Here is a 12714-nt window from a genome sequence, read left to right on the forward strand (position 1 = left end):
GTGGATTTTAGTAAAAAAGTTGGATTTTTTTATAAATTTTTTACAGAAACTGAAGTTCAGTGAATCTTATTTGAGGAGTTCCCGCAAGGCTCCCTCAATATTAGGGTATGAAAAAGAAAATCCAGATTTTTGAAGTCTTTCTGGAATTACTTTTTGACCTTTTAGAATTACATCAGCCCCTTCACCAAATAGTCCGTATAAGAGAGTTGCGGGAACTCTAAAAAAAGAGGGTCGACTTAAGCACTTTGCAAGAGTCTCCGAAAAAATACGATTACTCACTGGATTCGGAGCTACCAGATTGATTATCCCGGAAAGATTTGGATCTCGAATAATGTATAAGATAGAATTTATCAAATCCTCAAGATGAATCCAACTTAATATTTGCTCACCAGATCCAATCATTCCCCCAAGTCCAAGCTTAAAAGAGGGAAGCATGCTCTTTAAAGCCCCATCTTCAGGACTCAAAGCTATCCCCGTTCTCATCTTCACTAGACGAATACCGAGCTTCGCGATTTCTTCAGAGGCCTCTTCCCATTCCTTGCAAAGACTAGCTAAATAATCCACTCCAACTGGGGAAGACTCGGAAAAGACTGGCGAACCGTTTTCATACGAACCGTAGCAACCAATGGCAGATCCTTGTAAGAAAAATTTTAAGGGAGTTCCCGCAATTTTCGAAACCGATTGAACTAAGTCTTCTGTATAGTTCACTCGAGAACGACGAATCTCATCTTTTACTTTTTGATTCCATCTTACGCCAGCAATCGGTGCTCCAGCTAGATTAATGATCCCATCCAACGCCTCTAAGTCTTTTACTTTTGGAGAACTGGTAGTTATAATTTCCAAATTAGGCTTCCCGCGGAAGAAAGTTGGAATATTCAAAGAACGAGTGAAGATTCTTACGTGAAATCCATTCTCTAATAAACGAAACGCAAGGTGTCTACCGATTAGGCCAGTTCCGCCCGAAATCCCAACTTTCATATCTTTTTCCTTTGATACATATTCTAAATGTATTTTAAGTTTAATGAATCCTGATTGCCTAGCGAGGGAGTTCCCGCAACTTTGATTCTGTGGCTCATAAAAAAGGTATTTTAATCATTTTAACTTTAATCTTTCCTCTCTCAATTATAACGGGAAACATCTTCCTTTTTAATTCGACAAACAATAAAATCGCAACTTTTACTGTTAAACCGCCATTCTTAGCTTTTGACTTTACAAATTCTTATCTCACAAAAAGCGATTCGAGAATTACTAATCTCTTAGACAGAAACGCTGCAACGACTTGGACGAAAGTTCGAAATTCGATTCGGAAAGAAGATTTTCAGTTAGAGTTACGACAAACTCACCATTTAAGCCAAGGAAAACCGAGAATTACAAATTGGAAGTATCTCGAGGTAAGATCGTGCCCTGAAACAAATGGAAATCTAAAAATAGGTTTGGTTCTCAGGGAATCGATTGATATGGATAAAGAATTAAGAATGCCGAAGGACGAAATCAAAGGAGAACGAATTTTGAAATTTTCAGAATCAAAACAATTCAAAATTCCCCTCGAAATATACTACAAGCCTTTAGAAAGCGCGGAGTTCCCGCAAAAAATGTTCATCTGGACAATCTTCGGGACCTGGATCGAGGATAAAAACAAGCATTCGAAAGGGGGAAAATTCTGTTTAGAGGATGTCTGGCTGAGCGAGGAATAATCTACCTCGAAAAACGAGAGAGTTCCCGCAAAATTCCCAAAAGACTGGGGAGAACGACGGGGATCGAACCCGCGACAGCCAGTACCACAAACTGGAGCTCTACCAACTGAGCTACGTTCTCCATCTCTTGTTTGTCCTTTGGTGACCCGAGAGGGATTCGAACCCCCGACCCACTGCTTAGAAGGCAGTTGCTCTATCCAACTGAGCTACCGAGTCTTGGGAGGATTGGAAAATCGGGATGATAGGATTTGAACCTACGACCCTCTGCTCCCAAGGCAGATGCGCTACCCCTGCGCTACATCCCGTTTCCGACTCCATGTTTTTAAAAACACCCGCAGTGTCAAGAAGACTCTTCAACTTTTTCAATATGTCTCAAGATCTCAGGATGTGTCGGAGCTTTCCGAAGAGCCTTCTGAAGAGCCTTGATAGCTTCTTCTTTTTTACCCGCTTTCAAGAGAAGAATTCCGAACGAATCCAAATACGCAGGATTTTCAGGTTCCTCTTTGAGGATAGACTTCAAACAATCCGCAGCCAATTTCCATTCTTCCGGACTTGCCTCTCTGTTATTCAAGAGAAGATAACCGAGAGAATTTAGAGAATTCTTATACTCCGGACGAAGTCTCAAAATTCTCTTATGAGTTTCGATGGCTTCTCCGATTTTACCGGACTTTTCCAAAGCAAAGGCTTTCATTGAAAGAATCCGAATATCGTCGACTTGAAGTTTGAGTCTCTCATCGCATTTATCTAGAGCCTTCTTAAAATCTTTGCTCTGAATCAAGGAATAGATCATCATCAAGATGGAATTTTCTCTTTCTCCGAATCTCGGAAATTTTTCCAAGAGCTCTTCCAAAATTGAAATGCATTTCTTAAAGTTATCGGTTCTTGCACAACAAATTGCAAAATTGTAATATAGTTCCGGATCGTCGTTTCCGGAAGAAATCTCCCGATCAATCAGCGTTAGAGCGAAGAGGAAATTCTCTTTATTGATTTCCTGGAGAATTCTTTTCTTCCCGGAGGCGGCTTTTTTTTTGTTCTCTTTCTCAGACATTCTTACTCACGGATTCAGAGAGTTCTTTTAAAAGAGAAGAATCCGTTTGATCCAGAGATAAAGGAGTCAGGGAAATCATTCCAGAGAAGAATGCGGAGAAGTCGGTTCCTTCCTCTTCGGAGTGCCCCAACTCGGAACCTCCTAAATAGAAGTCCGCGATTCCACCGATAATATTTTTTTTGGAATAAGTATCTTCGTAGGTTCTTCTTCCCAGCTTTGTGATCCGAAGATTCTCCAGAGAAGAAACGAAGTCGGGAGGAATATTGATATTGTAAACCGTTCCCGTTTTCAGAACGGTAGAATAACTATTTATGAATTCTAAAACAAATTCAGCTTCTTGAATATAATCGTAATCAAGATTTATATTTCCCGAACTGATAGCAAGGGAAAGACGATTGTGAATCGCGCCGTGTCTCGCGGCTCCGACCGTCCCGGAATAATGAACGTCGTGCCCCATGTTTACGCCGCGATTGATTCCGGATAAAACGAGATCGATTTTTGGAAAGATTTCTCCGTGCAAACCGATGTTCACACAATCGGCAGGATAACCGTCCACGATATAATGATTATCGTTGATCTTCTCGACTCTCATCGAATCGTAAATCGACAAGGCCATCGAAGTGGCGGATCTTTCACGAAGAGGAGCGATTAAGAATGTATTGTGTTCTTTTTGAAGAACCTTTTCGAGAGCCTTAATTCCCGACGACGCGATCCCGTCGTCATTCGTAATCAGTATATTCATAAAATCAAATGTAGAATGGATCCGGAAATATAAAAGTAAAACACAAAAGGAAAAATTCCCGAAATCAAAATCGAAGTCAGGGAAAAACGAAACGCATCGGAAGTTTTCAGATCATAGATAAACTGAATTCCTCTGGAAACGATTACTACGTAGTATGCGATCAAAAAAAGAAGAATCAAGAAGTAACCGATTCCTCCGGTCAAACCCGTTTCACGAAGAAGAATCGCCAAAGGAGTAAAGAATACGAAGATCGCCATTCCAAAACGACAGAGATTATGAGAAAAACGAACGTTACCCGTCCTTTCTTTTTTCTGAGCATGAAAATCAATCACCGCTCCGAGAATCAGAGGGAGCGTAGAGATCATGGAAAGATTTGCCAAAAATGCAAAAGCAATCATTCCCATAGAACCGCTCGTATAAGGCGGAGAAAGATACGTCGCGCCCACGGAAATACTAAGAGCGCTCGGAATCAAAATAATCCAGGAAAAGAAATTCAAATTCTTTTCCGAAAGATTGGAAAGAGCAGCTTCCAAACGAATCGGTTCGTAGAGAACCGCTTCCAAAACTTCAATGATAGAATTGAGTAGTTCTTTCAAGGATTCTTACCTTAGCGCTTGAGGAAGAATGATCAGAACAGGAGAATTCTTAAATTCTTTAAAGAAAATTCTCTCACTCGAAAAAGAATTCATCTTCGCGCCTAACATCATAAAAAGTCTGTCAAACGGAGACTCTTCTTCTTCATAAAGAGGAATCTCTCCGTCGTATTGACAAAGCCTTGATAATTCCTCTAAAGCTTCTTTTCTTCCACCGATCTCATCGACGAGTTTATTTCGAAACGCGTCTTGTCCGGAATAGATTCTTCCTTCCGCCAAAGTCTGAACCGACTTAACGGTTTGGTTTCTTCCTTTCGCTACGTCTTGTATGAATTCGTTATAAGTGTCGGAAAGCATCTTCTGAATCATCTCGTCTTCTTCCGGAGTTGAATCTCGAAAGAGCGACAACGAATCTTTATATTTTCCTTCTTTGTAAACTCTCATCTTCACGCCGTAACGGTCGAGAAGGCCCTTGACGTTAGGAGCCATCGCGATGACTCCGATTGAGCCGGTAATCGTTCCCGATAAAGCAAAGATTTTATCCGCGGAAGAAGCGATGTAATATCCTCCGGAAGCGGCCATATCCTTCATGGAAACCACGATCTTACGAGTTTTTCGAAGTCTCATGAGTTCATTGTAAATTTCCTGAGAAGCTCCTACGGTTCCTCCGGGAGAATTGATTTCGATTAAGATTCCCTTAATATTCGGATTTTGTTCTATATCCCTGAGCTTTTGAAGAATACTCTCCGCACCCGTGGATTCAAAAGTTGAATGTCCTGAATGAATCTCTCCCTCAATCTTTATGAGCGCCGCACCGATCGGGGCCGTGCTGAAAAACGTTCCCCCGGAAGTTTTGGAGTATTTCGAAGTGGTCGTTGAGAGGGAAATGTTTACGAGTCCGATCAGGACGGACAAAATTGTAAGAACAAATGTAATGGCTAAAGCAAGACGGTTTCTTTCCACACTTGAGATCAGATTCTCCCCTTTCGAGAGTGTCAAATGAAATAAGAATCGCGGATGCCTCGGGATTTTCCCGTGAAAGAGGGGAAATTCTGGGGAGTTCCCGCAAATCCTAGAACGAAGAGGAAGCAACGCTCGTTCCACAGAAGATCGCTCTCCTGCGTCGGCTCCTCTCCGTTACAATATGTGACATAATCCTATAACCGGCTTCGACAGAAACCGCCCTTTCGAAGACCACCCGAGCTTTTCTGCAGAGTTCCCGCAATTTAAAGTTTGACGACAAAACGAACATTTCAGAGAACTGACCAGTCAGTCAGAATATATGAAATCAATTATCGAATCCTTTATCAAAAATCGCCTCTTTATGTATCTTGGAATGGTTTTCATTGTCCTCTCGGGACTTGTTTCCCTTTTAGGCCTTCGCCGAGACGCATTTCCAAACGTAGATATGAAGCAGATGGTCATCTCTACGAAATTTCCGGGAGCGTCCCCCGCCGACGTAGAACTCCGAGTCACCTATCCGATCGAACAACGTCTCAAGGAAATCGACGGGATCGATGAGATCCGTTCTTTTTCCAGAAACTCCGTCTCCGATATCGACGTAAGGGTAAGTCTGGAAGAAAAAGATCCGGAGAAAGTTCTCAACGAGATCCGCCGCGCCGTGGACAACGCTATGTCGGAGTTCCCGCCTCAAGTAACGGAAAAACCGAAGATGACCGAAAGAAAATCGGGTTCTTTTCCAATCATTGAGTTTTCGATTTCCGGCGGAAAAGACGAAATCGAACTCCATACGACTGCGGAATTCATAGAACTCGAACTGGAAAAAATTCCAGGAGTCGCAAGAGTAGACGTCTTTGGAAAAAGAGATCGAGAATGGCAAATTTTAGTAAATGCAAATAAACTAAAACAGTATTCATTAGATTTATCTGATATAGTCAATACGATCCGAAACAGAAACATCAATCTTCCGGCGGGATCCGTAGATTCCGAAAATTCATTCGATCTTAGAATCGATGGAGAATTCAAGGACCCTTCCGAAATCGGAAAAATCCCCACAAGAACAAATGAAATCTTTTCTACCGTAAAACTGGGAGATCTCGCGAGAGTCGAAGACACATTCGAATATCCTCGATTCTTAGCGATCGCAAACGGAAGACAAGGACTTGTACTTTCCGTAATCAAAAAGGAAAGAGCCGATGCGATCGAAGTTGCGGAAACAGTTCACAAAAGATTGAATGCTCTCTCCAGTTCTTATCCTTCGGGAATGAAAACATTCGTATTAAACGACGAGGCTAAAAGAACTAAAAACCGTCTCAGCGTCGTTTCATCGAACGCGTTGATAGGATTTATCATCGTCTTCGGAATTCTTTTCTTATTCTTAGATTTTAGAACGGCGACTCTTACTTCGCTCTCGCTCCCTCTCTCGATGCTTATGACCTTCGCGGTCCTTCCTTTTTTTGACGTTTCGTTTAACATGATCTCTATGATGGGTTTGATTATCTCTCTCGGAATGCTCGTGGACAACTCCATAGTCATCTCCGAAAATATTTATACCTACTTGGATCAGAAGAATGATTCTCATACGGCGTCTCTTCGCGGAACCGTCGAGATGATCGTTCCTATCTTCGGATCTTATCTCACAACGGTGACTGCGTTTCTTCCTATGCTTTTTATGACGGGAATCATGGGAAAATTCATCTGGGAAATTCCTCTTGTCGTGATCGTCGCACTGACCGCGAGTTTGATCGAATCTTTTCTATTCTTACCCGCGAGGATCGCTGCGTTTGCTAAAACTCCCGAACAATTAAAAGTCAAAAGCAAATTTAGACAGAAGATGGATTCCTTATTTGTTTCGCTGGAAACTTCTTTTTCCAATCTCGTTTCGTTTAACATCAAACACAAGAAAGCGTCGTTTGCAGTAATCATTCTTCTTGTATTCGGATCCTGCGGAGCGATGTCTCAGATGGATTTCATTCTTTTCCCAAAAGAAGATATCGAGATCATCATGATCAAAGCAGAGTTTCCTCCGACTTCCAGAATCTTTCAAACCCGTGAAAAGATGAAGTATATGGAAGGAATCGTTCAAAAAATTCCAAAAGGCGAATTGGTGAGTTATTCCACAAAAATCGGAGTTCAACAAACGGATCCGGACGATCCTCTTTCTCGATTTGGCGAGAATTTAGCGGTGATTCTGATTTATCTTACTCCGGAAGCAAAACGAGAACGAAAGGCCTCCGAAATTCTTCGCTCCATCGAACCGGAGCTTCGTAAAACTCCTGGAATCAGCGATCTCTTTTTAGAAGAATTCGGAAACGCTCCTCCGATCGGAGCGCCGATCACGATCTCCATTCAAGGAAGAGATTACGAAACTCTAAAGAAGATTTCCAACGAACTTCAGGCATTCTTAAAATCCATTCCGGGAGTTTTTTCGGTTCGAGACGATTATCGATTCGGCCGTAAACAAATGTACATTCAATTGGACGAAGGTCTTGAAAGTTTCACCGGAGTTTCCACTCTTTCCGCCGCGAACGCGCTTCGCGCAGCTTACGACGGAGAACGCGCCGGTTCGATTCGAAAAGGAAGAACAAAAATTTATATTCGAGTCGTCTACGATCGAGACTTCCGTAAAAATCCCAACGAAATCAAATCGATTCCGCTCCGTAACAAGGCCGGAAATATCACGTATCTCGCAAAAATTTCTCGTATGGATTTGATTGAATCTCCCGAACTTCTCGCACACAAGGATTTCGAAAGAGCGATCACGATCAACGGAGATGTAAAGTTAGACGAAATTACGGCTCACGACGCGAATCAAAAAGTCGCGAACGAATTCAAACCTCTGATCGAAAAACAATATCCGGGTATTTCCATCTCTTTCGGCGGAGAAGAAAAAGATACGCAGAGATCGATGGCTTCTCTTGGAAAAGCGGGAATCATCGCGATCTTCGGTATCTTCGGAATTCTCGCTCTTACGATCCGAAGTTTTTGGAAACCGATTCTGATCTTAAGCACGATTCCTCTGGGGATCATCGGAATCGTAATCGGATTTCCTCTTTCCGGAAAATCGATCAGCTTCTTAGCGATGATCGGAATCATCGGCTTAGCGGGAGTTCTTGTAAACGCGTCGATCGTCTTAGTTGATTGTATCGATTCGATCAAAAAGGGATCCAAAGCGAGTATGGATGAAATCCTGATCGAAGCGAGTCAAAGAAGATTCAGGCCGATTCTTCTTACAACCCTCACGACGGTCGCGGGTCTTCTCCCAACGGCTTACAGCCTTGGAGGTTCCGATCCGGTTCTGATTCCTATGACTTTGGCCTTGGGCTGGGGATTGGGCTTTGGAACGTTAGGAAGTCTTCTCTACGTTCCCGTTACACTTTCGGTCTTTCACGAACTCGGTTCCAAGTTCTCAAACAAAAACGGAAAGAAGAAGTAAAACTTGAAACTTCATTCCCAAGAAGAATCGAAAATCCTCCCGAGAAAAAAAACGTTTCTCGGGTTTTCTTCTTCTATCTCTTCCAAAAAAGAATCTAAAAAATCCTTTGAAACAAAGGAGAAACTTTTAGAAGCGACTCTTTTTGTTTTTGGAAGCAAGGGGTTTCACGAAGCAAGAGTGGAAGACATCACCGCTCAGGCGGGTTTTGCAAAAGGAACTTTTTACGAACACTTTGACAGCAAAGACGATCTCATTTATATTCTTATCGATTACGCAGCACGAAAGGATTTGGAGATTACACAGTCTCTTTTTCAACGTTGTCAGAGTTCTATCGCGATTCGAGATCAATATCTAAAACCCATTCTTCTGGATATACAATCAAAGAAAGAACTCAATCGAGTCTGTTATCAATTCCTAACAAACGAAATTCTTACAAAAGAAAAACTTCAAAAGAAAACCGATTACTACAACCGTCTCTATCAAAGATATCACAGAAGAAGTATCAAACTCGCTCAAAAATTAAATTTTCTAAATCCCAATTTTGATACGGAAGAAATCTATGTGATGTTTCGATACCTGATCGACGGTTTTACCATCAATCAGGCTTATTCTTTTTTCTGCTCGAAAAGCGGAGACGTAGAGATCAACTCGATTCTAAAACTTTTCGATCAATCACTTTTCGTAAAGGATCCGAAGTCCGATCAATAATCCTGTCTGTAGATCGCACCGCCGGAAACGTTTTCAGGAGAAGTTGTTCCGGTCCAGAAGTTCGCTTGGAACTGAAGATATACGGTTCTCGCGTCCCGATTATCGGCCGTGTTGAAGAAATAATTTTTTGCCAAATTACTGTGCATTTGTTGATAGAAGAGCTGAACCTTAAAGAGGTGATAGTCTCCTAACAAGTTGATTCCCGCCCAGTAGATATAATACGCTTCACCCGGTTCGAACATGTGATTCTGATTCCAATCACCTTTCATAAATTCCACTTTGATCACGGGCATTATGTATTTGGAATCCCAGAGATGAAAATTATATCCTATCGTCCCGTGATATCCCATAACTTGATTGGCGGCGGAACCGGAAAATTTACTCCAGGCCCCGTTTAAATAAAGTCCCTTCCAAGTAAAAGTCATATCATAGGTGTGACCTACGATTCCTAAATTCGGTCTTCCCGGAGTTGTGATCGAAGAGTCCGCGAGATAATCGGAACGAAGACCGGTAGGATCAATCCCGTATGTAGGAGTGGTTTGTTGAAGAATGAGTTTTGTCGGAGTTTGATCCTTATACAAATATTCCACAGGAACCGGTTGAGAAGTTTTTACCTGAGTCGTTTGTGCTACGGCGCCGCCGATAGAAAGTTTTGCATCGTCTTGGAAAATTTCATCCCCTTCCACCCAACCGATATCCTTTTCTTTTTTGATAAGACCGCCGAAGACGTTGTATTGAACTCTTCCGTAAAAAATTGGTGCAAGAAGCTGCGGTAGGTTTTGGCGTGCCGCGGTATTGTCTTGTCTTCTACCATAACCGTAGTCTCCGCCGCCGCCGTGACCGTTACCGATAAATCCGTGAAGAGATAAGTATCTCGTATATTTTTTATCGATCGCTTCCAAAGGATGAATCGCAAACATCGCTCCTATATCGAACTGAGGAAGAACGTTAGTCACGATTGATCTTTCCAAGGAGACAAAGTTGGCCGAACTCTGAATGTATTCTCTATTAAATGGAACGTTGATTTGTCCGAAAGTTAGACGAGAACTCAAGATCGGAATGTTGATCCAGAGGACGGCTTCGTGAATGATACCTCGGGAATCGTTCAAAGTTACGTCCTGAACGTCGCCGGTGGTTTTATCCTTTGTCACTTTCAAAAACTGACTGTTGAAAGCGTTTTCCAAACGGAGTTGCGTTGCAAAACCCCACCACTTCGCACCTTGATAAAAGAAACCGAGACGTAATCTTCGAAAGTTCGCATCCACGGTGTTAAAGTCTTCGTTCCCTGAGAATGCGGATTGTCTGTCGCCGCTCACACCGCGAAACTGAGTTCTTGCCGCGATCACCAACTTTTCTTCGTTAATATTTTCAGGTCTGTGTCTGAAATGATTCGGGAGCTGCATCTCTTTGCGCTCCGGAAAATTATTCTTATCCGCAGTATCAATCTTGGTTCGATTTGGACCGGGCTTGGTATAAATCAAACCGGTATCGTTGTCTTCGTAAAATTCCTTTTTCGATTTTTCTTGGGGTTTGGAAGAATCAGCGACGGTTGCCACGGCCGTAGTCGCAGGCTTTTCCGGAGGTTTCGCAGTTTCAGCAGGAGCCGAATTCTTCTCTTGAGCCAATAAGGAAGTCTGAGTAAGGGCCAACGTCCCAAAAATCTGAAATCCGATTTGTAATAATATAAGTCTTCTTTTACGATTCTTTTCTTTCATTTTCATTGTAAGATACCGAAATGTAACTCATCCGTTCTCCGTTCGTATTCTTTCTAACTATGGCCCAATTTATATTTCATTTACATTACAATCAGATGAGGGAAATGTTTCATTTTGATTACAAAGTCGGAGGTTGCGAGAAAATGTATTCCAACCGTAAAATAGAAAGAATAAGGCGAACCCTTGCATTTACTAAGGTCACTTAGGCTCATCTGTAATCCGGCAAAAAACCAAGTCTAAAGAACATGGCGAACCTATCGAAAAAAAGAAGTGAGAATCTGGAAGGAAATTTCTACGTGGATTCTTCCTGTATCGATTGCGAGACTTGCAGAATCATCGCGCCTTCCACGTTCTCCGAAAGAAACGGAGGTTCATTTGTCTGGAAACAACCGGAGACGGACACGGAAAAAATCTCAGCTCTCCGTGCACTTCTCGCCTGTCCCACAACCTCCATAGGAACGGAAGACAGGATGGACCTCAAAGAAGCCAAGGAAAGTTTCCCGAGCAAGATTGAAGGGAACGTCTATTACTGCGGTTATCATTCTAAGGATTCCTTCGGAGCCTTTTCCTATCTGATCCAAAGAGAGGAAGGAAATATATTGATCGATTCTCCCCGATTTGTTCCTTCCCTTGCGGAGAAAATCGAAAAACTCGGAGGAATTCGGTACCACTTTCTAACTCACCAAGACGACGTAGCCGATCACGAAAAATTCAGAGAGGCCTTTGGATGTGAAAGAATCATTCATGAAGGTGATCTTCGCGCGGTTCCATCGGCCGAGATCGTGCTTAAAGGAAACGAAATATTCGAACTCGCCGAGGACCTAAAAATCATTCCGACTCCGGGACATACAAAAGGTCACGCCGTCTTATTGTATCGAGAAGAATTTCTTTTTACCGGAGATCATCTCGCTTACGATCCGGAGAAGAATCGATTGATCGCATTTCGAAACGTCTGTTGGTATTCCTGGCCCGAACAAAAAAAGTCCATGGAAAGGCTGAAAAACTTTTCCTTTGAACGAATCCTTCCGGGTCACGGATATCCCTTGCACAAGGACTTAAAACAAATGCAAAGTATGTTAGCGGATTGTATCGAATGGATGGGGAAACGTTAAGTGATCTTGGATTGTTTTTCGAGAATGGAATAGATTTCCGTTTCTTCTTTTTTTACGATTTTTCTGAGGGAAACGATAAGCATTCTCGTTTCTTTACGAAATTCCGATTCTCGCTCGAGAATCGAAGAAGGAAGAGACCATCTGCTATTGTATTCTTTGAACGCGATCTTTAAGTTCGTTGCTCTTTTGAGAAATTCGTTTTGCAAAGAGCTTTCGTCGTTTGGAATCAAATCCCTCACGATCGGAAAAACAAGATTCTCTTCCATGTTTATATGAAGAATCAATCTCGCAGATAAACCTGCAAGCTCGTGCGAAAGGTTTTCTATATTCTCGGAAATTTCATGGCCCAATCTACTTTCAATTTCGCTCAATCGACTGAGAATTTCGGCGTGCTGATTTTTATAGAATTCGATGTCCAATCTTTGCTCCATCCTTGTATCAAAGAAATATTCGAATCAAAACCTAAGGATTGACCTTGGGAATTTTCGAGATCCATTCCGGATCGGAATCAACATAAGAATTTTTCAATTTGACGTGAAAGAATCGGCTTCAGATCGAATGTTCAGAAAGCGGGATTTTCGACGGATTACAGAGCTAATCGTAAGCGTCGTCTCAAGGAAAGATTTTTTTTAATAAGGATAAAAATAATTTAAACTCAGAATCCAAAAATTAAATTCGATTTGGCAGCCATTCCTGAAAAGGAGGA

11 protein-coding genes and 3 tRNA genes are annotated in these 12714 nt (G+C 42.1%); 4 read left to right on the forward strand and 10 right to left on the reverse strand.

The genetic code is table 11. The features are described from left to right. Positions 1-66: 66 nt before the first annotated feature. Positions 67-978, reverse strand: a complete 912-nt coding sequence (locus tag A0128_RS16590; protein WP_069608525.1) for a TIGR01777 family oxidoreductase — start codon at positions 976-978, stop codon at positions 67-69. A gap of 89 nt (positions 979-1067) precedes the next feature. Between A0128_RS16590 and A0128_RS16595 the strand changes: the two genes are divergently transcribed. Continuing rightward, entirely contained in the window at positions 1068-1694 is a 627-nt protein-coding gene (locus tag A0128_RS16595) for a hypothetical protein (protein ID WP_069608526.1), read from the forward strand. A 45-nt stretch (positions 1695-1739) separates the two neighbouring features. Here A0128_RS16595 and A0128_RS16600 read toward each other — a convergent pair. The 7 genes from A0128_RS16600 to sppA form a co-directional block, all read right to left on the reverse strand. Further along, positions 1740-1815 (reverse strand) — tRNA-His (locus tag A0128_RS16600). Positions 1816-1833: 18 nt separating this feature from the next. After that, positions 1834-1910, reverse strand: a tRNA-Arg gene (locus A0128_RS16605). A 17-nt stretch (positions 1911-1927) separates the two neighbouring features. Further along, positions 1928-1999, reverse strand: a tRNA-Pro gene (locus A0128_RS16610). Between the two features lie 35 nt (positions 2000-2034). Further along, complete coding sequence (locus A0128_RS16615; RefSeq protein WP_069608527.1) at positions 2035-2742, reverse strand: tetratricopeptide repeat protein; 708 nt, start codon at positions 2740-2742, stop codon at positions 2035-2037. Then, entirely contained in the window at positions 2735-3484 is a 750-nt protein-coding gene (gene surE / locus A0128_RS16620; RefSeq protein ID WP_069608528.1) for a 5'/3'-nucleotidase SurE, read from the reverse strand. The genes A0128_RS16615 and surE overlap by 8 nt, the downstream gene beginning before the upstream one ends. Next, positions 3481-4080 (reverse strand): hypothetical protein, encoded by a 600-nt coding sequence (locus A0128_RS16625; RefSeq protein WP_069608529.1) that lies wholly within the window; start codon positions 4078-4080, stop codon positions 3481-3483. The genes surE and A0128_RS16625 overlap by 4 nt, the downstream gene beginning before the upstream one ends. Before the next feature lie 6 nt (positions 4081-4086). Continuing rightward, positions 4087-5040 (reverse strand): signal peptide peptidase SppA, encoded by a 954-nt coding sequence (gene sppA / locus A0128_RS16630; RefSeq protein ID WP_069609360.1) that lies wholly within the window; start codon positions 5038-5040, stop codon positions 4087-4089. 319 nt (positions 5041-5359) lie between these two features. Between sppA and A0128_RS16635 the strand changes: the two genes are divergently transcribed. Continuing rightward, on the forward strand, positions 5360-8473 hold the full coding sequence (locus tag A0128_RS16635; RefSeq protein WP_069608530.1) for an efflux RND transporter permease subunit: 3114 nt from the start codon (positions 5360-5362) through the stop codon (positions 8471-8473). Between the two features lie 3 nt (positions 8474-8476). Then, on the forward strand, positions 8477-9181 hold the full coding sequence (locus A0128_RS16640) for a TetR/AcrR family transcriptional regulator (RefSeq protein ID WP_069608531.1): 705 nt from the start codon (positions 8477-8479) through the stop codon (positions 9179-9181). Here A0128_RS16640 and A0128_RS16645 read toward each other — a convergent pair. After that, a complete protein-coding gene (locus A0128_RS16645; RefSeq protein ID WP_069608532.1) occupies positions 9175-10902 on the reverse strand; it encodes a hypothetical protein in 1728 nt (575 codons plus the stop codon). The genes A0128_RS16640 and A0128_RS16645 overlap by 7 nt on opposite strands. A 239-nt stretch (positions 10903-11141) precedes the next feature. Here A0128_RS16645 and A0128_RS16650 point away from each other — a divergent pair, with 239 nt between their 5' ends. After that, a complete protein-coding gene (locus A0128_RS16650) occupies positions 11142-12008 on the forward strand; it encodes an MBL fold metallo-hydrolase (protein WP_069608533.1) in 867 nt (288 codons plus the stop codon). Here the strand turns inward: A0128_RS16650 and A0128_RS16655 are convergent. Continuing rightward, a complete protein-coding gene (locus A0128_RS16655) occupies positions 12005-12427 on the reverse strand; it encodes a hemerythrin domain-containing protein (protein WP_069609361.1) in 423 nt (140 codons plus the stop codon). The genes A0128_RS16650 and A0128_RS16655 overlap by 4 nt on opposite strands. Positions 12428-12714: the final 287 nt, after the last annotated feature.

Source organism: Leptospira tipperaryensis (assembly GCF_001729245.1).
Taxonomy (GTDB): Bacteria; Spirochaetota; Leptospiria; order Leptospirales; family Leptospiraceae; genus Leptospira; species Leptospira tipperaryensis.